Here is a 24,515-nt window from a genome sequence, read left to right as displayed (position 1 = left end):
GAGGCACTTCATGGCGGTCGGGATTGCTGGTACGGGCTATGCGCTCGGGTCGGACATAGTCGACAGCACCAAGCTGGCCCTTTCCCACGGCCTGGAGCCTGACTGGTTCGTGCGCCGGACCGGTACGCGGCAGCGGCGCGTCTACGCCGAGGGCGAGAGCCTGCTTTCCCTGGCGGCTGACGCGATCGGCAAGGCCTGCGCGGATGCGGGGGTTGCCCCGCAGGAGATCGGCAGCGAGACCCTGCTGATCTTCCCCCAGGTCGGCATCCCCACGTATCTGGTTCCCTCCCAGGCGGTCCTGCTGGCCGAGCGCGCAGGCATCCGGTGCGCGAAAACGATGAGTGTGGACGGCTCGTGTGCCGAGGTGATCCCCGCGCTGGAGACGGCGATCACCATGCTGGAGGCGGGCCGCTGCGAGCGTGCGATCGTCGTGGCCGGCCAGGACGCGGTCAACCTCTCGAGCCACGAGGACCTCAGCCTGGCCGGCCTCTTCGGGGCCGGCGCCGCAGCCGTCGTCCTTTCCCGCGACGCGTACCATGGGACGCGGCTGGACGTGCGCGGCAGCCACTGGGAGACCCACCCGCAGCACTGGGAACTCGGCACCCAGCCCGTCCACTCCAACCGCAGGTCCGACGAGGGCTTCGAGGTCAGCATCGGCTACTACACGATGCAGGGCACCGAGATCGTCCAGGCCTCCCGCAGGCTCGTCCCCCCGGTCGTGCACACTGTCCTCACCCAGGCCGGCTGGACCACCGATGACCTCGACGCGGTCTTCGTCCACCAGCCCAACACCCGGTTCCTGCAGATCGTCATGAAGGCCTGCAAGATCAGCATGGACATCGTCCCCAACCCGTGTGCCGACATCGGCAACCTCGGCCCCGCCAACGTCCTGGCCACCCTCGCCATGGCCCGGGAAGAAGGCACCCTGCAGCCGGGCACTCGGGCCCTGCTCTTGTCCTTTGGTGTCGGCTTCTCCTGCGGAGCCATCGCCGCCATTCTGTAGAACCGCATGCCCGCACCGGCACCGCTGGGCCACACCGCATCAGATCCTCGACACAGACACCCCTGCGGTCGCAGGCTGCGGACGACACACGCGATCGAACCGGAACAAAAGCGGCCCATCGGATGACGGGCTGACCGATGCGGTCCCGCCTCAGCCGATCTTGCCGGTAGCCGAGCCTGTGAACAGCGGTGATGCGAGGTCGGATGAGACGCGTCTTCGGCGGAGTCTCAGTTGATGTTGCCGGTCGGGTTCTAGACACGACGGCTTCTCCGGCCTGATGTGCCATGGTCGGCTCGTCGCGCCGCAGCCATGCGAGCGCTTCCTCCCGCTCCATGCGGGGTGCCCCCATGGACCACTCTTCGCGGGGCCCCCAACTCTGGTCGCCGCCCAGTCGAGCATGCGCTGTACTGGCTCCGTATCGCCCGGGTTGGGCACCGCGAGGGAGCTGATGCCTGCCTCCCAGGTCGTCCCGAGCACGACGGCGGTGCTGTCCAGGGAGAGCATCGCGAACTCCGTTCGTCCGGCGCGTGAGCCGAGCAAGTGCTCAGGGTAGCCGTGCTCGCTCATCCCCAGGCGGATCGCGCATGCGGCGCCCATGACGTCCCAGTTGTCGAGCAGGCGGACTCGGCGCCAGAGGGAACGCCGGTGTCGGGAGGCTGCCTTCGCGCTGTAGCGGTTGGCGGGCAGGGCGAGCAGGAACTCGCGGTCGGTGCCGAACAGGCCAGAGGATGTCGCCAGCTCGTACCATGCGTGGTTGGCGCGCTCGACGAGGTTCGGGGAGTCGTAGTCGAAGTAGGCGTCCCGTCGGCCCGTCTCGGGGCTGCAGCTGATTGCCGCGCCCACCGCGAACGCCGGCAACGGAGTCTCCGGAGCCCCTCCTTCGAGCACCTCCAGGCCCGCCCTCCGCAGCGGTGCATAGACCTTGCGTCGCATCTCCAGCCTTACAGCCGGGGCGCCCCGGCCTGTGGCCAGCGGACCTGCACGTTGGTGCCGGACTCCCATCTGGGCGCCAGTTTTTCGATCAACTCGCCGAGATTGCTCGAGAGAGGCCCAATCAGGGCAGGACGGGAACAGACCGCACGGGCCCAGCCAGTCTTCACAACCTGCTGAACCTGTGCGGCCGTTGCCCAGTTGCGGTCACCGCACCTGTTCCTCCCGGGGTTGCCGCCGATCGGTGTCCTCCCATGGGAACGGGATGAGGTCGGGCTCAACCCAGCCAGTCCTTGCCTGTGAGCCGGCCAGCGTCGCAGGACGGTAGAACCGGGTCAGAAGGCGCTTGTCGAGCAGGACGGGGTGGTTGTCGGCGAACGCGGTGAAGTCGTCGTCGCCGTGTTCGGCCGCGTGGTGGGCTATCAGTTCCACCCAGGCCCGGCTGACGGTCGCGTGGTACTTCTGGGGTGCGCCCGCGTAGCGGGCGGTGCGCTGGATGCCGTCGCTGACCAGGCCGACCGCTGCGGGCATGCCGAACCGTCGCACGGCCAGCCACGTCAGTTGTACGTGCTCTCGGTGGCCGAACATCCCCGAGGCCGCGGTCACTTCGGCCATCAGCGTGTTGAAGTCAGCGGGCTGGGCGGTCATCAGGACACCTCGGTCAGGGCTTGCAGCGCAGCGCGCAGGCAGGCGATTGCGTCGGTCGGCAGGCCGTGGAGTGCGCGGCGCTCCAGGTCGGTGATGGCCTGGCGGATCGTGGCGGCGGCCACGCGGCCGGAGGCGGTGAGTTCGATGAGCACCGCGCGGCGGTCTCCCGGGCGGGTGCCGCGGGTGATGTGGCCGCGTCGTTCCAGGCGGTCCAGCACGCTGGTCAGCGTGGTGGGGCGGGTGCCCACGGCCGCGCCGAGCTCGGAGACGGTCCGGCCCTGGCCGTCGGCAAGATTGGCCAGCGCGTTGATCTCGGAGGGGGTCAGGTCCAGGTCGACGAGCTCCGCGGCGAGTACTTGCAGGGTGGCGTGGGTAGCCCGCTGCAGCGCGAGCAGGGCCGACCATTCAGATGGCACGGATTCGAACTTCACGATTTGGGATTATACGAATTCGTACGACCTGCTGCAAGTCGGACCCCGGCTGCGGCCGACCTCAATCGCTCCCCACGTCGTCGGCATCGGGAAGGGGCGGTTGGGCAGGGCGCGGTAGTAGCGCTCTTCCTCGATCCAGCGGACGAGCGGGTCCGCGACACCGGTGCCCTCGTATCGGTGGGCCGGGTGCGGTTCATGTTCGGACGTCGCGGATGAATCGGCCGAAGTCCTGAGGGCTGCCGGTGAAGGGGAGGTTGCGGAGCTCGGGCGAGGCCAGGAGAGCGCTCAGAGCCACGATGTCGGGGTAGGCGTCGGCGATGAGGTGGGGGTCTTCGCGGTAGGTGCCAGCTCCTGACAGGATGAAGTGCCGCAGTCCGCGGTCGCGCTGTTTCCGGAACCTCCGGCTGTCCCACCATCGCCAGCACCAGTCGGCAGCTTGGCGCATGGCGAGCACAGCGGTCTGCCAGCTGTGTTCGCAGGCCAGGCGGTGGTGGTCGCGCTGGGCCTGGACGATCTCCGGAAGCGGCCGGATAAGGGGTGTGTTCCGTTCGTGAGAATATCCATGATCATTGAGAGCGCCTGACCACCCTCGGCAGCCGCACTGCACGCGAAGGAGCACCCATGGGCCGGGTCACCGTCGTCGAGGACCTCGCCTTCGGGGAAATCACCATCACCCTGGACACCGCCGAGGGCTTCGTTGAAGTCAACGGTGGCTGGCTGCCCCGGACGATGCTGCGCCGCGATCCCGGCAAAGAGCCCACGGCATGGCCTCCTATAGGCACCAGTGACCCTGACGCGCTCACCCTCACCCTCGACGGCGAGGGTGGGTCGCCGACCTTGGGCAGGGGGTACGTGAACCGCCGCACGTACACAGTGCGGTTCCCCGACGGCGGCCGGACGTACCGTCTCGTCCCCTACGACGAGACGCAGAGCTGCCTCATGCGGGACAAGGACCGTCTCGGTAAGCTCCTTGTCTCTCCCGGAGGCGGGCACGTCGCCCCGGCCACGTGGCGGAGCGCCTCCAAGGTCCTCCCCGTCGAGGCGGCCCTCGGCTATGCCTGGCGGTGGCCCTCAGTACGGGAGGAAAAGCGGCCCTCGGTTCGGGCGGAAAACGGTCCGAAGGCAGCGGCGGCTCAGCGGTGGAATCGGTACTCGACATACTCTCGGCCTGGCCGTAACGGCCGGACGGCGGGAGTTGAAGCAGGTTTCCTGGCTTTCGACCATGTGCTGGCGAAAGTGGCCAAGGACCCGCGGTGGCGGGAGACCTACGACATCCTCCGGGGCGTCGTCGGCCGCGTCGTACGGGACGTAGAAACCGGATATGCAATCGCGCCCCGGGGCCTCGTCCCCCGCCTTACTGAAGCGTTCGCCCGGCATGACGTGGGCAAGCAGCTGGACCTTCGAGGCCGGTGAGCGTTCCGAGCAGGGGCACAGCTCGGCCGATGGAGGCCGCGCTCAATGCGCAGGAAGCGGCGCAGGCGCTGGAGAAGCAGCGCGAGGTAGTCGGCCGCGAGTGCTGACTGCGCTCGGTATCTTCCAGCGCGCCACCCGTGGCTCTTCCTCCGGCCAAGTTCGAAGAGCCCCTTTGCCAGTCCCGGTGGTCGGCAGATGATCGACGCGGTCAACGCAGGGAGCGGATCGCTGGGCTCGCGGCGACCAGGCCGGCGCACGCCAAGACGGCGCTGCCACAGGTCAGAAACAGCGTCGTCGTGCCGTATGGGAGCATGACGCCGGCGACCACGTAGGAGAACGGATCGAGCGCCAACGTGGCCAGCACGACGAGGCTCATCACTCGGCCCAGCAGTTGCTTGGGCACTCGCTCCTGCAGAGTGGCCACGACGACCACTCCGAGAAACGCGGACCCGAGGCCGATGAGTGAGACGACCGCAGTTGCGGCGATGACATGGGTGACGGCGGCGAGTCCGGCCGTGCCTGCGCCGATCGCCGCGACCCCGCCGACCACGGTCCAGCCGCGCCGGGCGGGCGGCCGCCAGCCGGCCATGAGTGAGCCGGCCAGTGAGCCGGCACCGAAACCGGAGAGCACGATGCCCAGAGATCCCGCGCCACCGAGGCGTTGATCGGCGAGCACCGCGCCGCCCACGAGCACGGGGCCCACGACCGCAATGTTGATCAGGGCGATGGCTGCCAGCATCCCTCGCACCAGCGGGTCATGCCAGGCGTATGTCAAGCCCGCGCCGAGGGCACGCGCACTGCTGAGCTGCTCACCGTCGATGGCGTCCGGACCGGCGTCGTCCCCGGCACCTTCGCCACGTCGTACGACGCGGATGGGCGCGCTGAGGGCGACGGCGGCCAACGCGGACATCGCCGCGATCCCACCGAGCGTCGCGTCGAAGCCGACTGCGGCGATGACTCCGGCGGCCACCGCCGGGCCGACCAGATCGCCCCCCGATTCCGCGCCCTGCACCAGCGCGTTGACCCGGGGGAGCTTCTCGGCCGGCACGACGGCGGGCAGCAACGCCAGAGCCGCCGGGAAGTATGCGGCGTCGGCGGCGCCGAGCAGCCCGGCGAGCAGCGCGACCGTCGTCACCGATGGTGAGGTGAATGTGACCAGGGCGCCGAGGGCGAGCAGGACGGCGACCCGGAGCCAGGAGGCGCTGGCCGCGACACGTGCGGGACCGAGGCGGTCGACCAGTACTCCCGCAGGAAGCAGGAGCGCCGCTCGCGGCAGCGCCGCGGCCACGAGAACGAACCCTGCGATCCCGGGTTCCGACAGCTCGAGCACGAAGAGCGTGAGCCATATCAGGAACAGCGCATCGACCACGGCCGCCAACCCTTGGCCCACGATCAGGCGGCGCAGATGCGGATCGCCGAGCGGTTCGCGCGGAAGGGAACGGGCCGTCGGTTCCGTCGTCATCGCCGGCTCCCCAGGGCGCCGAGGATCTGCCCGCGGCCGACGCCTCCTGGGTCCTGCCCCCTGGAACACGGACGGGTGATCGCGTTGAGCAGTTGCAACGCCTGCGAGCCCGAGCCCGGTGATGCGGTGCACGTCCGCAGCACCGATGAAGTGAGCGCGCCTTCTGCGCCGTTGAGGGACAGCTGGGATCGGCAGGGTTCGGTATCGTCAATGTCGGCATGAGTGGCCAGGCCAACTACGCGGCATCCAAGACCGGACTTGTCGGGCTCGCTCGCACGCTGACCCACGAGTTCGGTACTCGCAATGTCACCGCCACCGTGGTTGCGCCCGGTTGCACCGAGACGGACGTGACCGCATTGCTCACTGATCATCAACATGAACACCTCCGCTCGCTGCGTGTCACTATGCGATGTGCGTGCCCCCGTCGACCGTCAGGGTGGTGCCGGTGATGTAGGACGCCGCGTCGGAGACGAGGAAGACCAAAGCCGCAGCGAGCTCCTCGGGTTGCCCGATGCGGCCTGAGAGCACCCGCGGCATCATCGCCTCGAGGTAGCCCTCGGCGTAGCCGTCGGTCATCGCGGAGGTGAAAAGGCCCGGCGCGAGGGCGTTCACGCGGATGCCCTTGCTGGGGGTCCACTGCTGAGCGAGGTCGCGGGTGAGCCCGAGGAGCCCGGCCTTCGACGCGGAGTAGGCGGCCTGCGGCAGGCCGCCCGTGACCAGCGCGAGGATGCTCGAGACGTTGACGATGGCACTGCCGGGCAGCATCACCGCGCCCGCGGCTTGGGCCATCCAATAGGAGCCGTTGAGATTGATGTCGATGACCTCGCGGAACTGCTCCGGTGTCTCCTCCGTCGCGGGTTGTTCACTGCTGATTCCGGCGTTGTTGACAAGAATGTCCACCCGCCCGAATGCGTGCACAGCCGCGTCGACCAGCGCGCGGCAGTCCTCCGGCTTGGCAACGTCGGTACGCACGGCGACGGCACGGCGGCCGAGCTTCTCGACGGCCGTGCGCGTAGCCTCCAGTCTTTCGGCGCGCCGTGCCCCGAGCACGACATCGGCGCCGGCCTCGGCTATCGCGGTGGCGAAGGCGATACCCAGACCGGAGGAGGCGCCGGTGACCACGGCGACGCGGCCGTCGAGCCGGAAGCGATCGAGGACGCTCATGGCCGCCCGACCCTACGGGGAGCGATTCTGGGCACGGTGTATCTCCCGAAGTGAGTCTTGTTCGGTGCGGGGGAACGGTCCTGTGACTGATCGAGCCCCCGTTGATCACTTATGCGCCCCGCGCATCGTGCTTCGCGGACGGCGAGGACAGGTGACCAGCCGACGACGGCCGGCACGAGCCGAGCAGTGCCACGGCTGGGCGATCCGGCAGCAGTCACCGGTGGTTGGCGATGTAGCTCACTATGTCGCCGACGGTTGTCAACTCCGCGACCCGGTCGTCGGGGATCTTCGCCTCGAACCTGTCCTCGACCGCCACGGTGATCTCCACCATCGACAGGGAGTCGATGTCGAGATCGTCGGTGAAAGACTTCTCGGTGGTCACCTCGGCGGAGTCGACGCCGGTGACCTCTTCGACAATCTTGGCAAGGGCGTTGAGGATGTCGGTGTTGCTTGCCACGGGGTTTCTCCTTATTGGGAGTTGGCGTGAGTCGGCCACCGCGCGTGTTCCGCGAGGATGCCTACCGGGGTCAGTGGGCCGGCTCGGTCGGTCATGCCGGTCGGTCATCGGTCGGTGTGGCGAGCCTCGGTGGGGATGTCAGATCCCGAGGCGCCGTCGATAGGTGAGGAGGGTGCGCAGGAAGCCGTCCATCTGCTCCTCGGTGTGGCCCGCGTGCGGGAACAGGCGCAGTAGCGCCTGGTTGCGTGAGACGGCCGGGTAGGAGAAGACGGGTACGAGGTAGCCGTCCTCGACGAACCACTCCCGCATCTGCAGGGCGGCGGCGTCGTTCCCGATCGGCACCGAGAGCATGTACGACTCGGTCGGCGTCGTCGGCGTGTCGGCCTCGTGCATCTGTCGGCGAAGGCGGGCGGCATGAGCCAAGTAGTCGTCGACGATCGCCGGATTGCAGGCGAGGGCGTCGATCGTGCGCTCGGCGGTGTAAGCGGTGGGTGGCTGGATGGCGGCCGTGAACATCGAGGTGCCGGAGAGCAGTTCGAAGGCGTCGATGGCCACCGCCGGACCGGCGATCGCGCCGCCTTCCAGACCGATGGCTTTCGACAGTGACACCATGACGAAGTCGGCCCGCTCCCGGATCGCAGCCGCCTCCCGGGCGTACGGACGGTTCTCGGGCCCGTAGACCATGAAGCCGTTCGCGTCGTCGATCATGCTGATGGCGCCGTGACGGTCGCACTCATCGAGAATCTCCACGATCGGCCCCATGGTGCCGTCGGCCGAATAGATGCTCTCGGCGATCACCACGGTCTTACGGGCCCGGACCCGGTCCAGGACGCGTGCCAGGTCGGAGACGTCGTTATGCCGGAACGCGTGGACCTTGCGGCCGTAACAAAGCCCCTCGAGGCCCTTCCAGATACTCCAGTGGACGTCACGGTCGACTACGAAAACCGTGTCGCGATTACGCACCTCGATCCCGGCGTCGAAGCGCGCGGAATTGCTCATGGCGTGGACGAACCCGATGTTGGCCAGTAGCCCCGTGGCGAAGCTGATGGCTCGCTCCTTGCCGGTGTGGCGGGCGATCGTCTCCTCCAGCACTTGGTGCGGGCGGCAAATCCCCTGGGTCATCCTGGATCCACTGGTGCTCAAGCCGTGGGCGCGCGCCCCCTCTGCGAAATGACGTCGTACCGGAATGTGGCGCTCCAGATCGAGAAAGCTGATGCTGGCGAAGTTCACCAGCTCGCGGCCGTCGCGGACGATGGTCGGCCCGACGGGACCGTCCACCACCGGCGGGCGGTACGCCGTGTCGTGAGTGTTCGCCTCGACGAAAGCGGCGAAGGCCCACGGGGCCAGACGGTCCACGGGCGGCGCAGGGGTGTGGGACGCGGTCATGGTGAGGTGTCTCCTCCACGGTGGGCGCGGGGCGGTAAGGGCTCCAGGGCTGCGGCAAGGTGGCCGAGCGAGGCCGTTCCGGCCAGTTCGTCCGACGCGATCCCGGTGAAGCCGGACCGGTGGAGCAGCGCCAGTAGACGAGGGATGGCGATCAGGGTGACTCCGTGGTCGGCGAGGCACCGGTTCATGTCCACAGCGTCAGGGCTGTCGAAGGAGCCGGTCGGCGGACCGCCGGGTCCGACAGCGGCCACGGCGGCGGCCAGAGCCCGTTCGGCGTCCGTCGCGGGCGGGCGCGATGGGACCCGCAGGGTTCCCGTGCCGCCGGTGGTGGTGCGGGACCGGTCGGACAGACGGCCGGATTCGAGGCCGGCCGGGGACAGGACGTAGCGGCCCGGGGTCAGGACACCGGGCACTTCGCCGAGGTGGTCCAGGACGTGGCGGTGCAAGTCGTCGGGGGTGACATCAGGGGCGACGCGGGCGTGCGCGACAAGGTGTGGTTCGTCGCCTTCCCCTGCGGCGTCCCCGCTGGGCGCCACCGTCACGTCGAGCACGCCGGGATGGCCGCGTAACACGTCTTCGACCTTGGTCAAGCACACCCATCCCTGCGGGGCGCGCCACCATCCGGAGGCGGCCGGTGCGAGCGAGCGTGCTGGAACCGGGCACTCGGCGCCGTCGGCGAGCGCGCGCAGGAGACCGCACAAACGGACGGGCAATGCCGCGGCCTGCCCGGCGTCGAGCAGGTGATCCCCGACGGTGACATCGAGGGTGACGACCCCCGCGTCGCGGCTGAGGTCGACGTAGAGCGTGTCGCAGGGCTCGTCGGGCGCGCTGCTGATCCAGGTGGCGGACCCGTCCGGGGGAGTGTTCTGCGCGGGGACCAGGTAGTCGCGTGGCCACGAGTAGCAGTTGTACTCGATGGTGGGTACGGTCACGACACCGCGGCGACGGTCCATGCGCGCCTGGGCGGCGACCAGCTCCGCGGGGCGCCACTGCCCGTGCCGGTAGGCGGCGGCGGAGGCGGCGGCGACCGAGGCGACCACCTCGCCGAACGCCGCGCCCGGGCGGAGATCGATCTGTACCGGAACCGTCAGGGCCCGGACGCCGATGCTGCTTTGCAGAACGGCCCGGGCCCGGTTGGAGACCACCACTGACGCGAGGAATCGGTGTTCGCCGGTGCGGGTGGCGACGTCGTGGGCCAGCGCCGCGAGCACAGCGACCTCCGGGCTGACCCGATAACGCCGGGCGACGCGGTCGAGGTCGTCGTACGCGTCCGCCGAGCGGTGCTGGAGGCGGTGGCGCCCCTCGCCGTTGTCGGTCCCGCCGAACGGGGCCAGTACGCCGGTCGGGTTGCTCGCGAGGCGCATGAGCCACTCACGCTCCGCTGCGCGGGCGCGTTCCGGGGGCTGGGCGGCGACCATGTCGAGCGGGTGCACGGATGCCTCCGCCGGTGCGTCGTCGCCGCGCAGTTGATAGTGCAGTTGGTTGATCAGTACCGCCAGCCCCCATCCGTCGATCACAACATGGTGGGCGGCCATCAGGACCGCACGCGGCTTTCCTGCCTCGATCAGAACCCTGGCGAGCCAGGGCGGATTTCGCTCGGGATCGATCGGGCGGGCGGCCAGCGCTGCTGTGGCAGCCTCCAGGGTGTCGGCATCGGTGGCGGGGACGTCGACGTAGTCGACCGGCAGCGGGGCCCAGTCCGCGCGGTGGACGTGTTGTATCGGGTGGAGCGGGTCGACAGTGGTGCGCAGCGCCTCGTGGCGGGCGGTGAGGGACGCGAGCGCCACGTGAATGTCGGCGACGGTTGCCGGGGGCGGGACGTGGCAGTGGTCGGCGAGCGGCGTCGGGTTCACCCGCCGTGGTGAGGGAATGGTGCGTTCGAACCAGTGCCACTGCTGGACCCAGGTCAGCGGCCCGCTGCGGGTGACGGTGGTGGGGCTCGGGGTCGGTTCCGGAAGGTGATTCACGGCCGGGACCTCATACTGCTCGGACCACGAGAGCGGCATTGTGGCCGCCGAAGCCGAACGAGTTGCTCAGAGCGATCCGTATACGCTCGTGGTGCTGCGTCCGGTGCGGTACGAAGTTGATGTCCGGGTCGATCGGCTCGTCGCAGTTGATGGTCGGCGGGACGTCTCCCGTGCGGAGGACCTGGATCGAAGCCACGAGCTCCACCGCTCCGGCGGCACCGATCATGTGCCCGGTCATCGACTTGGTGGAGCTGACGGGGATCCGGGTGACACGATCACCCAGCACCTTGTGCAGGACGGCCGTCTCGATGGCGTCGTTCAGCAGCGTTCCGGTGCCGTGCGCGTTGATGTAGTCCACGTCCGCCCCTGTTATCCCCGCGTCGCGCAGCGCTGCCTCGACGGCAAGGCACGCGCCCCGTCCCTCCGGGTGCGGGGCGGTCCAGTGATGGGCGTCGGAACTCGCTCCGTATCCCGTGAGTTCGGCCAGGGCCGTCGCCCCTCGCCTGTCGGCCACCTCGGCGGCCTCCAACACCATCACGGCGGCTCCCTCACTCATCACGAACCCGTCGCGATGCACATCGAACGGCCGGCACGCCGCGGTCGGATCGTCGTTGCGTTTGGACAGCGCGCGGGCGTTGCCGCTGCCTGCGAGGTCGACGGCGGTGACGCAGGCGTCGGCGCCGCCGGCGAGGACGATGTCGGCCTCCCCATTGCTGATCATGCGCATCCCCGCGCCCACCGCGTCGGCGCCGCTGGCGCACGCCGTGCTCTGGGCACGGCTGGGCCCCTGTGTGCCGAGACGCATGCTGATCTCGCCGGCAGCGCTGTCCATGGCGGTCGTGACCTGGGTGAACGGGCTGATGGCCCGTGGCCCTTTATCGCGCAGCGTGTTCGCGGCGCGGTAGATCGACCCCACCGGGCCGTAGCCACTTCCGATGATCACGGCGACCCGCGGCGCCAGGCGGTCGTCAACGACGAGTCCGGCGTGCTCGCAAGCCTCCAGTGCCGCGGCGAGGGCGTACTGCGCGTACGGGTCGGCGCGACGGCTGACCATCGGGGGCATGTAGCGGCTGGGTGTGAATCCGCGGACCTGGCCGCCGATCCGGACTCCGAGATCGGTCACGTCGATCGCGTCCACGGTGTCGATGCCGCTGCGCCCGGCCAGCATCGCCGTCCATGTCTCGTCGACACTGTGGCCCAGCGGCGTTACCGCCCCGTACCCGGTGACCATCACCCTGCGCCTGGCGTCCTCTCGCTCTCGTGCATCTGTCACTGGGGGACCACCCCGGCGTCGCGGAGGGGCGGGGCGATGTCGTCGGGGGCGACCGGCACCATGAGCACGGCTGTGCCTCCCTGTGAGCAGAACCGTCGTGCGGCAAGAACCTCATTGGTCAGCGCGGCCTTGTCGCGCAGCACCCGGTAGCGGATGTCCGACCCGTCCACTACGGGCGGCGGCGCGCCCGGGCGGGTGAAGGGGTGGCGTTCGGCGTCGAGGCCGAGGCGGGCGCGTTGGGCGTCCAGCCAGCCGTAGCCGCCGTTGCACAGCACCACGTACAGAACGCCGCCGTGGGCCGGGGCGGTGACGGCGATGTCCGCGCGGGCCGCGAGGAATGCTCCGTCCCCGATGAACGCGGTGACCTCGTGGTCCGGGGCGGCCCGCTTGACCCCGATGGCCGCGGCCGCTCCGAAGCCCAAGGGGGTTTGTTCCGACGGCACGATGGACCCGCCACCGACGTGGAAGGGGAAGCAGTAGGACCACATGTCCTGCAGCCCGTTCTCCTGGACCAGCACGCGGGGCTCGCCGGCGGTGGCGTCGAGCGCGGCGAGCAGCTCGGCGATGCGGATCCCCGGCAGCGTCGCCGCGCGGGCCAATTCCGCTTCCACCTCGAGCGACATGGCCTTACGGGCGATGGCGATCTTGTTCGCCCACACCTCGGTCGCGTCTGCGTGCTCGGCCTCGCAGTCTTCATCCAGCGCCCGCGACCAGCCGAGCACGGCGTGCCGGGCGTCCCCGAGCACGCGCGGGCCCGAGAACTCGGCCGACAGCCCGCCCGGATCGATGTTGACCTGCACCACCGCGACCGGGGGCCACGGAGTTCCGCCTTCGACGGCTGTCTCCTCGAGTCGCCCGGCGAGCGACACCACCAGGTCACAGGATGACCACAGCTCACGGGCGGGGGCCGCGGCGTAGAGGCCTGCCAGGCCGCAGAACAGCGGGTGGCGCTCGTCGACGGCACCGCGGCCGGACGCGGTGGTGAAGAGCGCCGCGCCGACGCGTTCGGCGAAGCGCTCGACCACACCATCAGCGTTGCGGTGCCGCATTCCGCCGCCCACCAGCACCACCGGACGCCGGCTCGCGCGGATCGCCGCCAGTGCCGGTCCCGGTGTCACGGGGACGGACTCAAGGACCAGTGGTTCGGGCAGAGTTGGCTGCGGTCCGGTGACGAGGATCTCCGCCGTGCGGACGTCATCGGGTATTTCCAGGTACACGGGTCCGGGCGGCGGCCCCACAGCTCGGGTCAGCGCCGTCACCGTCGCGGGGACGACCCGGTCCGGATGCCCCACCCGGTGTGCCCACCGCACGAGGGGCGCTGTCACGGCGACCTGGTCGAGTTCCTGGAATCCGCCGCTGCCCCGGCGCCGTTCGGGCACGCCGGCGGCGAGAACGAGGACCGGTGCACCGGATTCCCGTGCCTCGAGCAGCCCCGTGGCCGCGTGCGTGACAGCCGGCCCTTTGCCCAGTGCGCATACGGCGAGTCGGCCTGACTGCAGTGCGTAGCCGGTCGCCATGTACATCGCGTTGCGCTGGTCACGGCACGGCACGAGGTCCAGGCCGGCGGCGTCGAGGGCGCGAAGCAACTCCAGATCATCGCCGGGTAGCCCGAAGCAGGTGTCCACATCGTTCGCCACCAGCAAGTCGACGATCGCGGACCACGCGTCGGCATACCGTTTGCTCACCGGGGTCACTTCCCACCCACCGCGACAGGAGCAGCCGTCGGGAGATTCTGCGCCACGGCCTGCGACATGAGCAGTGGTTCGGCGTGCCGTTCGCCGCCGTAGGAGATGTAGTTCGCCATCATCCCGAATCCGCCGAACGGGCGGTTGCCGTCCTCGGCGTCGAGCAGTGTGTGGTTGACACAGGTTTGGTGACGCTTGGACAGAACGTTCACCGTCTCCGGATCGTTTCCGTAGACCATCGCTCCCAGCGCGCGTTCGCTGAAGTAGGGGTTTGACAACCGTTCACGCAACCGCCTCGCACTGGGATAGGCCACGACGTTGAACACCGGGGCGAACATCTCGTCAAGGGGGATTTTGTCGTCGAAGTCCCACAGCAGCACGGTCGGCTCGATCCTGCGGGCCGGCAGGTCGATGCGCCCGCCGTGGCGGATGCGACTCACATGACGCACCAGGTAGTCCGAGCAGTTCACCAGCGCCGAGGCGTAGTAGATCGGACCGTAGTCGACGGCAGGGTCGTTATTCTGCCCGAAACGCAGCGAAGCCAGTTTGGCGGACAACAGGTCGATGAATTCCTCGGTGCGGCCCTGCGGTACGAACACGACGTCGGGACCGAAACAGTCTTGGCCCGAATTGTAGAGCCGGATCCTCGTGACATCGTGTGCGGCGCGCGTAAGGTCGGCGTCGGGTGCGATCACGAAGGGGTTGATTCCGCAACCGAAGAAGAGGAAGAGTTGGTCTTCCGACAGCCCTTCGCGGATGGTCTCGGCATTGAGGTAATTGCCGGTGAAGACGATGAGGTCCGCCTCGCGTACCGGTCCCGTCACGAACTTGCGCTGGCTGAGTTCGGAAAGCTTGATGGGTAAGCCGTGAACCGGCGCCAGCAGGGCGTGCAAGCGTTGCATCTGGCTTTTTATCTCGGAGGACGGGCGAAAGGTGATGCTGTCGCTGTAGAGGGACGCCACGAGCGTGTAAAGCGCGTAGGAATACAGCGGGATGTTGGAGGGCATGAAGACGGCGGCCAGAGGCACGCGGCCGGGCCGGACCCGGCGGATCTCCTCCTCCGCTCCGTCGAGGGTGGTGAGGAACGAACGTATCTCCGCACTGGCGGTGTGATGGGGAGAGATTTCGGTCAGAATCCCCGTCACCGCGTCTTCGTTGTCGGCCACATACCGGCGCACTGCGCGCAGGGCATCGACGCGGTTGGCGAAGGGAATGCGGTAGTCGGTCGCACTGACGGTCGAGCCGGATGCGGTTGCGTCGGTGTTCGTGTTCTGCGACGCGGGCAGCGCGGTCATGGCGATCTTCTCCAGAACGGCCAGGTTGGGCTTTCCGGTGCTGGTGAGAGGCAACGTGGGAAGCACGACAATGTGGTCGGGCTGCTCATAGCGGGCGAGCACAGAGCGCAGTATCCGTTTCCAGTGCGCAGGCTCGTGATCGTCCGGGTCCGCGATCACGAACACCAGGCGACAGCCCAGACGTTCGTCGGGGACGGCGACGACCTCCGTCTGTGCGCCGGCCGACTCGGCCCGCTCGGCGAGGTGGTCGGGGTAGAGCGTGTGGCCGTCACGGTGCACGGCGTGCTTGCGCCCGACCGGGAAGACGCGGCCGGCGTCGTCGAGCAGGCCGATGTCGCCGGTGCGGTGAACGGGGCCCGAAACCGGAACAATCTCACCGTCATCGCCCAGATGGCCGGTCATCATGCCGTCGCTGCGTACGACGAGCTCGCCGAGTCGGCCGTTGGGAAGCGGCCTGCCGTGGTCGTCGTGGACTTCGACGACCACGCCGGGCAGCGGCGTGCCGCACCCGACCGGATCGGCATGGGACGCCAGCGCGATGTTTCCCACCTCGGTCGCCCCGTAGCCGTCGAGCAAGTGCCGGCCTGTGCGGGCGTGGAACCGGGCTGCCAGGTTGCGCCCCAGCGGCGCGCCGCCCACGCACCAGGCTCGTACCGTCTCCAGCGCGTCTGCGAGAGCGGGACGACGGTCGAGCAAGTTCAGCAGGCCGTAATAGGTCGACGGGGCCCCGTCCACGATGGAGAGGCCGTGGTCCACGCCGACCGCAAGCGCACGGTCCAGGCGCGTGGTCGGCCCGTAGACCACAAGCGTGCCTCCGCCCAGCCACCAGCAGAGGACCAGCGACAGACCATATTGGTGGGAGTACGGCAGGACGGGCAGGAAGACGTCGTCAGGCCGGTACCCCATTCGTTCCGCGCTGAGTGCGAGGTTGTCCAGAATCGAACGACCGGAGCGAACAATGCCTTTGGGGCTGCCTGTCGTACCCGACGACCACGAGATCGCGGCGTCCTGGCGCCGTGCCCAGGCCGCCACATCGGGCACGGCCGCCGTGTTCGAGGAGGGCCGTGGCGCCGCGGTGTCGCCCGTACCGTCGCTGATTTCGAGCACCACGCGCGCCCGAGCGCGGATCTGCGATCGCTGTGACGGGGTGGCTCGATGATCGGCCAAGACCACCGAAGCGTCGAGGTGAATGAGCGCGAGCAAGTCAACGACCCATTCCGGGGAATTGGCCCCGCTCATCATCACCCGCGAACCGGATTCGATGCCGCGGTGTGCAAGAAGTTCGGTGGCACCGAATATGCGGGCCGCTATTTCTTCTGTCTCCCAGATGTGCCCCTCGGGCGAGATTAAGCGCCTGGAAATGGGCAACTCGTGCTCCTTAATGCCAGGGGGTGTCTTCAACTTCCTGGACGTACACGTTTGTAAACCCGAAATCCCGCGATAGCATCTGCTTCTGTTTAACACGATACATCTAAACGACTATCCCATACCTGTAGAACGGTGTCGAGTACGGCAACGACACTCCGTGACATGTGTGGGGTCGTTGAGTATGCAGTGACGGAAGAGATATGTGACGAGTGGCCAGTTCTGATCGGTGAATTCGTGACGAGGTTGTTGTCCGCGTACAATCGAACGTCGCCCCCGGTCGAGTACGGATCTTGTGCTCCACCAAGTGCAGGCATTCGTACTCAACTTCTGTCCGGAACTGGTGCCGCCGCGGGATATCGACGTGGGCGTGGGGTTGGATTTCCCGCGAGGCTCCACCGACGCCGTCCGTGTCGCCACGATGTTCTGAAGCTCCGTGAACCGCCGCGACCTTCTGGCCGGATCCGGCTTCGCCGCCTCCGTCACCAGAGTGTGTCCGGCGGATCGTGTCGGCGGGCGACAGGGGGTGTTGCTGAGGGTCCGATTCGGACGGTGAGGGATCCTGTGACCTGAATCAGTACAGATATAGGGAGGTCACAGGTGGCGACCCCGCCGTGGTGGGAGGAACTGGTCGGTGTCAGCGAGGTTCTGTCGGGTGCCGACTGCGCCGAGGTCGAGGGCTGGCGAGGCCCTGCGGCGAACATCGTTGAGGAGGACGAGGATGACGTTCCGCCGCTGACGGTTCGGCTGGGAACTCTCGGGAGGGTCTTTGGTGAACAGTCGGCCGAGTTCACTCCGGAGCAGAGCCGGCGGGTGCTCCGACTCTTGGAGCTGATTCAGGCGGAGGGCAGTGATGAAGACGGGACGGCTGTTGCTACCGGGTTCTTCGAGGCACTTCTGAACGCCTGGGACAAGGGGTTTGACCTCCGCTCCATCTGGGCGGACGTGGGCCCGAAGTCCCGTGCCCACTGCCGTGCCTGGAATGACTTCACGGGTGTCGAAACACCTGGCTGGATGCGCTGAGCTTGTCGGGCGGTCATGCTCGGAACCAGAGCCGGGTGGCTGCGACGGTGACGGTGCTGTGGAACACATAGGCACGCTCGTCGCATCCCGTAGTCACGGCACGGAAGCCCTTGAGCTTATTTATGGTGCGTTCAACTTCATTCCGGCGTTTGTGCGCGGCGCGGTCAAAAAACAAGAGGGGCACCGATCCAGCCGTGACCAGCTGAGGCACTGTCATCAGCTGCCGCCGATACCGTTCAGGGCCGACGGTCCAGGGGCTGCACGAGTACCTCCGTGCATCGTGTTCGCCGAGGCCGGTCCCGTGAGACGGTCCGTGACGCACCTGGTCGGACGGGCAGGTGTGAGCTGCATAGGCTGTGTGCATGTCACGCACTCGCACCACCGTCCTCGCCGTTGTTCTCGGCGCCACCGCTCTGACCGCCTGTTCCTCCGGCGACTCCGATGAAGCGGGCAAGCCGATCACGAAACAACTCGAGCAGGGGGACCTCACCCAGGCCCTGCCGGGCAACAACGAGATGCCCAACGGCTGGAACCTGCGCCACGACAAGGGCGTGTCCAAGTCGGGTGAGTACTGCGCTGGAGGAGAAAGCGATAAGTCTCCCGAGGGCTGGACGCGGGGCGGCTCCACCATGTACGAGTTCAACGGGTCGACGGACAACATGATGTTCGTTGAAATCTGCCAGTTCGACAGCCCTGAGCACGCGAAGAACGCCTACGCGTCGTGGAAGCGAGGCAAGGGCGGCGACGACCAGAAGGAACAGGCCACCAAGGCCAAGGTGGGCGAGGAGTCCACTGTGGTCCTCCGCGAGCCTTCCGCCTACGCTTACAGCCGCTCCGGCACCGTCAATATCGAGGTCAAGGTCGAGGAGTCCAAGGGGGACACGACCGGCGTCGAGGACACACTCGCCGCAATCGTCAAGCGCTTGCAGCAGGTCCAGGACGGCAAGCGCGCCACGGCCACGGCCGGTGAAGAAGCGGCCAAGGCCGCTAAGAAGTAGACGACGCTCGCCCCCGGCCCACCCGCGGCCGCCGGAGCGGTTCCGCCTGCCCCTGCGAGAACTGCCGACTGGCCAGTCCAAGCCAGGAGTCGTCGGGGCCGCTGGCGCGCTGACGATGACGTGCGGCATTCTGCCGATGTCCCTTCGGTGACCGGCCTCACCCCGGGACGGCACCCCGGGAACAGGACTCCGGAGCAACGGTCGGCCCGCCCTCGGTGTGAACAGCGAGGGCGGCCAGGTTTGTTGACGGATCGCAGCCCGCCGGCCGAAGCCAGGCACCGGGTGACGGGCGGCCGTCACCTCCTACGAGCTCAAGCCTTCGGTGCTGTGGGCGACCGGCATGCTTCCCGACAGGGGGTGTGCGCCTCGCGGAGCAGGCGACAGAATGCCGGAAGCGTGACTCTGTGCCTGCACCTGGCGATGCGCAGTGCTACCGCTGAGAGGTCGGTGCCGGTCACGGTATAGCCGTCGGTGTGCAACTTCCGGTGCCCTCGCCGTACCAGTCGTCTCAGTGCGCAGCCGGCACTGGCGTGCCAGCCGTCTTCCGCGCGACATCTTCAAGGCTGGGGGAGAAGGACCTTCCCGGTGGTCGGAGCGGGTCCATGACAGCAAGCTCCTCTGCTTGACGACCAAGTGGCGTGTCCTTGGGGTCGTCCCTGGCGCGGTGCCATGCCCGTGTACGCGGTGTGTGTGGGCCGCTTACCCGCGTCAGGGACGCACGTGGTCTCGGGGGTCTCCCTCCGACCGGCGGAGCTCTCCCGGTGACGTCCGACCTGCTGCTCCGGCTGGCAGCTGCGCTCAATGTCGCGGTCGATGTTCACCTCGCACCGGCCGGGAGCGGCGGTCACCTTCGAAGCGGATGCCGCGTAATCCATGGCACGACAAACGGAGGAAGACCCTCCGGGAACTGGCCCAGCTGCCGCTCCGACTGCCTAGCTAGGCCGTCTCTTCCGGATCTTTGTTCGGAGGAGTCCGCATGCGGCCTGCCCGCACATATATTGGCGAGGTGGACGAAGTCGAAGCGAGCGGTCAGGTGTGGAGGGACGAGGTTCGCGTGCGTCCGACGGCTGAGCAGGATCGGGACGCGTTGGCACAGCTTGTCGAGGTGGACGCAGACCCTTTCGAAGTCGAGTTGTACGAGCGCGCGGCAGATCCCCAAGTGCTTTTGATCGATCGAGCTCAGAGGTCGCGGGCCGGGCAGTACGCCAGGCATGTGCAGCGGCTTCGAGAGCGTCAGCAGCGCCAAGGCCGTTGAGCAGTACCCTTCGGATCATCTGATCGTTGGTCGGGTGTGTCGTTGACTGACGCGCAGTGGGCGCGCATCGAGCCGTTACTGCCGGAGCGGACGCCGAAGCGGGGTGGTCGGTGGCGTGATCACCGGCAGGTGATCGACGCGATCGCGTTCAAGTACCGGACGGGCACGCCGTGGATGGACCTGCCCGAGCGGCTCGGGTCCTGGAAGGGCGCCCACAATCGGCTGCGGAAGTGGGCTGCCGACGGGACCTGGGAAAAGGTCTTCACCGCTCTGCTCGCTCAGGCCGACGCCGAAGGCGACCTTGAATGGGTCGTCGCGGTCGATTCCACCGTCGTCAGGGCCCACCAGCACGCCGCCGGGGCCCGTCAAAAAGGGCCCCGGCCGGCGAGCCGCACGATCATGCCCTCGGGCGCTCCCGTGGCGGACTGACCACAAAGATCCACCTCGCCGCCGACAGTCGCTGCCGGCCCCTGGCCTTCGTGATCACACCTGGACAGGCTGGTGACGCACCCGCGTTCCACCAGGTCATGGCCCGCTTACGGGTTCCGCGACCGGTCGGCGGGCCGAGAGTGACACCGGACGTGGTCCTGGCCGACAAGGCCTGTTCGTCCCGCGCGATCCGCTCGCAGCTACGCCGACGCGGGATCCGGGCGGTGATCCCACAGCCCTCCGACCAGGCTGCCCACCGCAAACGTCTCGGCAACCGTGGCGGCAGGCCACCGGCCTTCGACCGCGACGTATACAAACAACGGCACACCGTCGAGCGCTGCATAAACAAGCTCAAGCAGTGGCGCGGCCTCGCCACCCGCTACGACAAGTCCGCCACCATCTACCTCGCCGGACTCCACCTCGCCGCCATCTAGATCTGGTCAGCGAGGTGATCCAAAGGAAACGGCCTAGGTGATCCTCTGCCAAGGGAGTTGTTTCGACGATGACTTCGAGCTCAGGCCCCACCCGTCGCAAGGTGCTCGGCACGGCAGCGGCAGGTGCCCTCGGCGTTGGGCTGGCCAGTGTCCCAACCGCTGCTTCGGCTGGGCAGCGCGAGCGGGTCCGCGTGGTCATTCTGCTCTACGACGGCTTCACCGCACTGGATGCCGTCGGCCCGTACGAGGCACTGTGCCGGGTCCCGGGCGTGCGCGTGGTCATGGTCGGCCGCAAGGCCGGTCCCGTACGCACGGACACCGGGCAGCTGGCACTCACCGCCGAGCGGGCCATGGCGGATGTGCCGCACGCGGACGTCCTCCTGATACCCGGCGGCGGCAACCGCGGCACGATCGCGACGATGAACGACTCGTCCGTACTGGCCTGGGTGCGCCGCATCCACCAGCACTCGGCGTGGACCACGTCCGTCTGCACCGGCGCCCTCGTCCTCGGCTCCGCCGGCCTCCTGCGCGGCGTCCCGGCCACCACGTACTGGGCCTCGCGGCCCTACCTCGCGGAGAAGTTCGGCGCGGTCATCACGCCGGGCCGCTTCGTCGAGTCGGGCAAAATCATCACGGCGGCAGGCGTATCCGCCGGCATCGACATGGGCCTGCACCTGGCCGCTCGCCTCTCTGACGACAAGGTCGGCCAGGCCATGCAACTGGCCATCGAATACGACCCCAAGCCGCCGTATGACACGGGTAGCCCAGGAAAGGCGGACGAGGCCACCAAACGACTGGCCCTCGAGCTCGTCGCCGACGCGGCGGTCTGAGCAGGCGAGTGTGGATGTCCGGTGCGAGAACCAGACTGCCTGACGTGGCTCCCAGTTGCGCGCCTTGACCTCCAGAAGCTGAAAACGATCTCTCGCCACTGCGCTCAACCACAGGTCAGTGCAGGCTGGCCCTTCCCTCCAGAGGAGCTACACCCAAGCAGGAAAGGGGGCCAGCTGGACAGACATCCCATGAGCCGGCGTGCCAAACGGCGAGTGCGTGGTGCGCCGGGACCAGCTGGTCGCCTTGTCGCACAGCTGCCGGTCGCTCAGCCCGGACGCCACCGGCCCGTCGGTGCACAGCACCGGCTGCCTCGGCGCGAGTTGAGCGTGGCTCAAGCCCTCCTCCTGGCGGACCAGTCGGAACAGGTTCTCGGGTTGTGGGGTGCTCGGTCACGCCGGATGCGCTGTTCGGCTGCTACCACGCTATCCCGCGTTGCGCGGCGAAAGCCGCCGTGTAATCCGGTCGAACAGCTCCGTCAGCGGCTCGCCGACGTCCCGACCGAACTCGGTCAGCCCGTAGGTGACCTGGGGCGGTGTCGTCGGTTCGACCTCCCGCCAGACCAAGCCGTCCTGGACCAGCGCGCGCAGGGTCTGGGCGAGCATCTTCTCGCTGACGCCCTGGATGCTCTCGCGCAGCTCGTAGAACCGGAGGTCGTTGCTCCGCAAGGAGATCAACACCCAGATGCCCCACCTGCTGGTCACGTGGTCGACCACATCGCGCGCGGGGCAGTCGGTGTGAAACACCTCATACGGCTCTCCCGCCTCGGCCCGTATGTGCTGCACGCTTCCCGTCACGTGATGAGCTTACCTAAAGGTATGTCCTTATCAAGAGTTAGCCCGGCTCCTAGCGTGAAGGCCACAGAAGACATACGACAAGGAGCTGAACATGATTGTGGTGACCGGGGCTACCGGGAATGTGGGCCGGCCGTTGACGCGGGCGTTGGCCGAGGCGGGTCAGCAGGTGACGGCGGTGTCACGGCACGCGGCGGCGGTGCCGGACGGCGTCCGCCACCTGGCGGTCGACCTGACTGAGCCGACAGGCCTTGAGCCTGCGCTGACCGGGGCGAAAGCTCTGTTCCTGCTGCTGTCCGGCGACTTGCACGCCGCCGGAGCCGGCCCGGCCGACATCATCGGCGCAGCCAAGGCCGGCGGGGTCCGCCGGGTCGTCCTGCTCTCCACGCAGGGCGTGGCGACCAGGCCCTTCGGCGCAACGCGGATCGCGATGCGCGCGCTGGAGGATGTGCTGCGGGAGTCCGGCCTGGAGTGGGCCATCCTGCGGCCGGGCGGCTTCGCCTCCAACGCCCTGTGGTGGGCCGAGTCCGTCCGCGCGCAGCGGGTCGTCGCCGCTCCCTTCGGCGACGTCGGGGTGCCGGTCATCGACCCGGCGGACATCGCAGAGGTCGCGGCGGCCTGCCTGCTGGACGACCGGCACACCGGCGGCGTGTACGAGCTGACCGGCCCGGAGGTGATCACGCCGCGCCGGCAAGCGGAGGCCATCGCCGCCGCGTTGGGCTCGCCAGTGCGGTTCCACGACCTCACCCGCGACGAGGCCAAGGCCGCCATGGCCCGGAGTATGCCGGCGGAGCTCGCCGAGGACACCCTGACCATCCTCGGTTCCCCGAACCCGGCCGAACTGCGCGTCAGCCCGGATGTCCGGCAGGTCCTCGGCCGCGCCCCGCGCCCGTTCGCCGACTGGGCCGCCCGCAATATCGCCGCGTTCCGCTGAAACCGCTCCGCCGCCTCGGCGATCAGACCCCCGGCAGGGCCTCGAAGACACCGGTGTCCCGCCACTGCCGGAAGCGGTTGTGGACGGTCCGGACTCCTTCGGCCTCGCCCGCCGCTGCCCGCCTGCCTTGAACTGCCGGATCACGCACCCTCGAACTGCTGCCGGAGCGGCTCGGGGTACGGGCCGTACCTGCTGATCGGCAGGTACGGCCCGACGAACTCCCATTCGTTGTCTCTCAGTTGAACTCGCGTCACGCAAGAAGGTCCGGCATCCTCGCGTGAGATCTCCCCACGGCGAATGCCCCGGGTCTTGAATAGCTCTCGGAGCGGGTAAGGCCCCGGCCGCCAAGGAGAGGAGCGGCGAGCCGGGGCCCGGAGTGCGGACCGCGGTCTGCATGAGACCGTCTGCGGGCTTCAGCCTTCTGCAGCGTGTGCCGCGCCCCTTCGGATGCGCTGGCTGAGGAAGAGAGCGGCGCGATCCAGTGCCTCGTCGGCCTCGTCCAGGGTGTCGGCGAATGCCTGGAAGACATGTGGAACGTCAGCGGTGATGTCGAGGATGACGTCCACTCCGGCTTCCCTCGCGCGGGTGGCCATGCGTGTGGAGTCGTCAAGGAGCATCTCGTTGGTGCCCGCCTGCAGGAGCATCGGGGGGAAGCCGGTCAGATCGGCGAGGGTGGCGGGGCTGAGCATGGGCTGGTGCGGGTCCTGTCCCGCGAGGTACATGGCCCCGGTGTGTTCCAGGCCCTCGCGCGTGAAGAACGGGTCGGTGGCCGCCTTGGTGTCCATGCTCTCGCCTGTCCGGGTCATGTCGAGTCCGGGGGAGAACGCCACGATCGCGGCGGGCATGGGCAGGCCCGCGTCGCGGGCGGCGAGGCAGGCGGTGACAGCGAGTCCGCCGCCGGCGGAGTCCCCGGCGAACGCGATCGCCGAAGGGGCTTCACCGCTGTCGAGGAGTGCGCGGTAGGCGCTCAGACTGTCCTCGATCGCGGCCGGGAACGGGTGCTCAGGGGCGAGCCGGTAGTCCAGCGAGAACGCCCTGAACCCGGTTCTGGTCACCAGATTCCCCGTCAGCGACATCGCCGTCTCCGGTGAGCCGACCACGTAGGAGCCGCCGTGAAAGTAGAGGACCGTCCCGGCCTTCGGAGTGCCGGCTGTCTCGACCAGTACCGCGGGCCGGCCACCGAGCGTCGTAGCCCGGGTGCGGATCCCGGCCGGAACGATCATTTTGGCCATCATTGCCCTGAACCCGGCGCGGAGCTCCTCCACTGACCGAGGACCCTCGGGCCGGGGCCGCCGGATCATCGCGTCGATTTCCGTGCGCTGTTGCCTGCTCATGTGTTTC

General features: G+C 68.4%; 22 protein-coding genes and 1 pseudogene. 8 read left to right on the top strand and 15 right to left on the bottom strand.

The features are described from left to right. The first annotated feature begins 10 nt into the window (after positions 1 to 10). Entirely contained in the window at positions 11 to 1,003 is a 993-nt protein-coding gene (locus DXZ73_RS02470) for a 3-oxoacyl-ACP synthase III family protein (protein WP_116209398.1), read from the top strand. 150 nt (positions 1,004 to 1,153) lie between these two features. Here the strand turns inward: DXZ73_RS02470 and DXZ73_RS02465 are convergent, their stop codons facing one another. The 4 genes from DXZ73_RS02465 to DXZ73_RS02450 all read right to left on the bottom strand — a co-directional run bounded on the left by DXZ73_RS02465 (position 1,154) and on the right by DXZ73_RS02450 (position 3,457). Beyond that, a complete protein-coding gene (locus DXZ73_RS02465; RefSeq protein ID WP_162889978.1) occupies positions 1,154 to 1,936 on the bottom strand; it encodes a hypothetical protein in 783 nt (260 codons plus the stop codon). 204 nt (positions 1,937 to 2,140) lie between these two features. Further along, complete coding sequence (locus tag DXZ73_RS02460) at positions 2,141 to 2,581, bottom strand: hypothetical protein (protein WP_205519088.1); 441 nt, start codon at positions 2,579 to 2,581, stop codon at positions 2,141 to 2,143. Next, positions 2,581 to 3,012 carry a MarR family winged helix-turn-helix transcriptional regulator gene (locus tag DXZ73_RS02455; protein ID WP_116209396.1) on the bottom strand — a complete coding sequence of 144 codons (432 nt, stop codon included), beginning with the start codon at positions 3,010 to 3,012 and terminating at the stop codon, positions 2,581 to 2,583. The genes DXZ73_RS02460 and DXZ73_RS02455 overlap by 1 nt, the downstream gene beginning before the upstream one ends. A 193-nt stretch (positions 3,013 to 3,205) precedes the next feature. Further along, positions 3,206 to 3,457, bottom strand: a complete 252-nt coding sequence (locus tag DXZ73_RS02450) for a hypothetical protein (protein ID WP_162889977.1) — start codon at positions 3,455 to 3,457, stop codon at positions 3,206 to 3,208. A 176-nt stretch (positions 3,458 to 3,633) separates the two neighbouring features. Between DXZ73_RS02450 and DXZ73_RS02445 the strand changes: the two genes are divergently transcribed. Beyond that, positions 3,634 to 4,425, top strand: coding sequence for a hypothetical protein (locus DXZ73_RS02445; protein ID WP_116209394.1), 792 nt, complete (start codon positions 3,634 to 3,636; stop codon positions 4,423 to 4,425). Positions 4,426 to 4,633: 208 nt separating this feature from the next. On the opposite strand, the gene DXZ73_RS02440 is transcribed toward DXZ73_RS02445, so the two are convergent. Continuing rightward, entirely contained in the window at positions 4,634 to 5,887 is a 1,254-nt protein-coding gene (locus DXZ73_RS02440; RefSeq protein ID WP_116209393.1) for an MFS transporter, read from the bottom strand. Between the two features lie 218 nt (positions 5,888 to 6,105). Between DXZ73_RS02440 and DXZ73_RS02435 the strand changes: the two genes are divergently transcribed. Further along, positions 6,106 to 6,336 (top strand): SDR family NAD(P)-dependent oxidoreductase, encoded by a 231-nt coding sequence (locus DXZ73_RS02435; protein ID WP_116209392.1) that lies wholly within the window; start codon positions 6,106 to 6,108, stop codon positions 6,334 to 6,336. Here DXZ73_RS02435 and DXZ73_RS02430 read toward each other — a convergent pair. From DXZ73_RS02430 to DXZ73_RS02400, 7 genes are all read right to left on the bottom strand, one after another. After that, positions 6,290 to 7,051, bottom strand: a complete 762-nt coding sequence (locus DXZ73_RS02430) for an SDR family NAD(P)-dependent oxidoreductase (RefSeq protein ID WP_116209391.1) — start codon at positions 7,049 to 7,051, stop codon at positions 6,290 to 6,292. The genes DXZ73_RS02435 and DXZ73_RS02430 overlap by 47 nt on opposite strands. Before the next feature lie 214 nt (positions 7,052 to 7,265). Continuing rightward, on the bottom strand, positions 7,266 to 7,508 hold the full coding sequence (locus DXZ73_RS02425; RefSeq protein WP_116209390.1) for an acyl carrier protein: 243 nt from the start codon (positions 7,506 to 7,508) through the stop codon (positions 7,266 to 7,268). A 138-nt stretch (positions 7,509 to 7,646) separates the two neighbouring features. Then, on the bottom strand, positions 7,647 to 8,894 hold the full coding sequence (locus DXZ73_RS02420) for an aminotransferase class I/II-fold pyridoxal phosphate-dependent enzyme (RefSeq protein ID WP_116209389.1): 1,248 nt from the start codon (positions 8,892 to 8,894) through the stop codon (positions 7,647 to 7,649). Beyond that, a complete protein-coding gene (locus DXZ73_RS02415; protein ID WP_205519086.1) occupies positions 8,891 to 10,861 on the bottom strand; it encodes a condensation domain-containing protein in 1,971 nt (656 codons plus the stop codon). Before DXZ73_RS02415 ends, DXZ73_RS02420 begins: the two co-directional genes overlap by 4 nt. Positions 10,862 to 10,871: 10 nt before the next feature. Then, positions 10,872 to 12,134: a beta-ketoacyl-ACP synthase II gene (gene fabF / locus DXZ73_RS02410; protein WP_240351096.1), complete on the bottom strand. Its 1,263-nt coding sequence runs from the start codon at positions 12,132 to 12,134 to the stop codon at positions 10,872 to 10,874. Continuing rightward, positions 12,131 to 13,819 (bottom strand): thiamine pyrophosphate-binding protein, encoded by a 1,689-nt coding sequence (locus DXZ73_RS02405; RefSeq protein WP_116215369.1) that lies wholly within the window; start codon positions 13,817 to 13,819, stop codon positions 12,131 to 12,133. Before DXZ73_RS02405 ends, fabF begins: the two co-directional genes overlap by 4 nt. A 5-nt stretch (positions 13,820 to 13,824) precedes the next feature. Then, a complete protein-coding gene (locus DXZ73_RS02400; RefSeq protein WP_116209386.1) occupies positions 13,825 to 16,482 on the bottom strand; it encodes an aldehyde dehydrogenase family protein in 2,658 nt (885 codons plus the stop codon). 597 nt (positions 16,483 to 17,079) lie between these two features. Here DXZ73_RS02400 and DXZ73_RS02395 point away from each other — a divergent pair. Further along, complete coding sequence (locus DXZ73_RS02395; protein ID WP_116209385.1) at positions 17,080 to 17,502, top strand: hypothetical protein; 423 nt, start codon at positions 17,080 to 17,082, stop codon at positions 17,500 to 17,502. 13 nt (positions 17,503 to 17,515) lie between these two features. Here DXZ73_RS02395 and DXZ73_RS02390 read toward each other — a convergent pair. After that, positions 17,516 to 17,671 (bottom strand): annotated as a pseudogene (locus DXZ73_RS02390) (IS5/IS1182 family transposase); the annotation flags it as partial. 193 nt (positions 17,672 to 17,864) lie between these two features. On the opposite strand from DXZ73_RS02390, the gene DXZ73_RS02385 reads away from it, so the two are divergent. The 3 genes from DXZ73_RS02385 (at position 17,865) to DXZ73_RS02370 (ending at position 21,448) form a co-directional block, all read left to right on the top strand. Continuing rightward, the gene (locus DXZ73_RS02385) at positions 17,865 to 18,500 is read left to right on the top strand and encodes a hypothetical protein (RefSeq protein ID WP_116209384.1); all 636 of its coding nucleotides are present in this window, start codon (positions 17,865 to 17,867) and stop codon (positions 18,498 to 18,500) included. Between the two features lie 1,291 nt (positions 18,501 to 19,791). Next, positions 19,792 to 20,618 (top strand): IS5 family transposase gene (locus DXZ73_RS02375; RefSeq protein ID WP_425315810.1). Its coding sequence is split into 2 segments (ribosomal slippage): positions 19,792 to 20,121 and positions 20,124 to 20,618, totalling 825 coding nucleotides; the frame shifts between segments, so codons are not numbered across the junction. 68 nt (positions 20,619 to 20,686) lie between these two features. After that, positions 20,687 to 21,448 carry a DJ-1/PfpI family protein gene (locus DXZ73_RS02370; RefSeq protein WP_116209383.1) on the top strand — a complete coding sequence of 254 codons (762 nt, stop codon included), beginning with the start codon at positions 20,687 to 20,689 and terminating at the stop codon, positions 21,446 to 21,448. Positions 21,449 to 21,871: 423 nt separating this feature from the next. Here DXZ73_RS02370 and DXZ73_RS02360 read toward each other — a convergent pair whose 3' ends face one another. After that, positions 21,872 to 22,243, bottom strand: a complete 372-nt coding sequence (locus DXZ73_RS02360) for a winged helix-turn-helix transcriptional regulator (protein ID WP_116209381.1) — start codon at positions 22,241 to 22,243, stop codon at positions 21,872 to 21,874. Between the two features lie 91 nt (positions 22,244 to 22,334). Between DXZ73_RS02360 and DXZ73_RS02355 the strand changes: the two genes are divergently transcribed. Beyond that, positions 22,335 to 23,174 (top strand): SDR family oxidoreductase, encoded by an 840-nt coding sequence (locus DXZ73_RS02355; protein WP_116209380.1) that lies wholly within the window; start codon positions 22,335 to 22,337, stop codon positions 23,172 to 23,174. A gap of 413 nt (positions 23,175 to 23,587) precedes the next feature. Here DXZ73_RS02355 and DXZ73_RS02350 read toward each other — a convergent pair whose 3' ends face one another. Continuing rightward, a complete protein-coding gene (locus DXZ73_RS02350; RefSeq protein ID WP_116209379.1) occupies positions 23,588 to 24,508 on the bottom strand; it encodes an alpha/beta hydrolase in 921 nt (306 codons plus the stop codon). Positions 24,509 to 24,515: the final 7 nt, after the last annotated feature.

The organism is Streptoverticillium olivoreticuli subsp. olivoreticuli (assembly GCF_003391135.1).
GTDB classification, from domain to species: Bacteria; Actinomycetota; Actinomycetes; order Streptomycetales; family Streptomycetaceae; genus Streptomyces; species Streptomyces blastmyceticus.
This window is presented reverse-complemented; position numbering and strand designations above follow the sequence as displayed.

Excerpts from the sequence above, each read along its gene's own strand:
- DXZ73_RS02470 (WP_116209398.1), top strand. The coding sequence starts at position 11 with ATGGCGGTCGGGATTGCTGGTACGGGCTATGCGCTCGGGTCGGACATA.
- DXZ73_RS02465 (WP_162889978.1), bottom strand. The coding sequence starts at position 1,936 with ATGCGACGCAAGGTCTATGCACCGCTGCGGAGGGCGGGCCTGGAGGTG.
- DXZ73_RS02460 (WP_205519088.1), bottom strand. The coding sequence starts at position 2,581 with ATGACCGCCCAGCCCGCTGACTTCAACACGCTGATGGCCGAAGTGACC.
- DXZ73_RS02450 (WP_162889977.1), bottom strand. The coding sequence starts at position 3,457 with ATGCGCCAAGCTGCCGACTGGTGCTGGCGATGGTGGGACAGCCGGAGG.
- DXZ73_RS02445 (WP_116209394.1), top strand. The coding sequence starts at position 3,634 with ATGGGCCGGGTCACCGTCGTCGAGGACCTCGCCTTCGGGGAAATCACC.
- DXZ73_RS02440 (WP_116209393.1), bottom strand. The coding sequence starts at position 5,887 with ATGACGACGGAACCGACGGCCCGTTCCCTTCCGCGCGAACCGCTCGGC.
- DXZ73_RS02435 (WP_116209392.1), top strand. The coding sequence starts at position 6,106 with ATGAGTGGCCAGGCCAACTACGCGGCATCCAAGACCGGACTTGTCGGG.
- DXZ73_RS02430 (WP_116209391.1), bottom strand. The coding sequence starts at position 7,051 with ATGAGCGTCCTCGATCGCTTCCGGCTCGACGGCCGCGTCGCCGTGGTC.
- DXZ73_RS02420 (WP_116209389.1), bottom strand. The coding sequence starts at position 8,894 with ATGACCGCGTCCCACACCCCTGCGCCGCCCGTGGACCGTCTGGCCCCG.
- DXZ73_RS02385 (WP_116209384.1), top strand. The coding sequence starts at position 17,865 with ATGTCACGCACTCGCACCACCGTCCTCGCCGTTGTTCTCGGCGCCACC.
- DXZ73_RS02370 (WP_116209383.1), top strand. The coding sequence starts at position 20,687 with ATGACTTCGAGCTCAGGCCCCACCCGTCGCAAGGTGCTCGGCACGGCA.
- DXZ73_RS02355 (WP_116209380.1), top strand. The coding sequence starts at position 22,335 with ATGATTGTGGTGACCGGGGCTACCGGGAATGTGGGCCGGCCGTTGACG.
- DXZ73_RS02350 (WP_116209379.1), bottom strand. The coding sequence starts at position 24,508 with ATGAGCAGGCAACAGCGCACGGAAATCGACGCGATGATCCGGCGGCCC.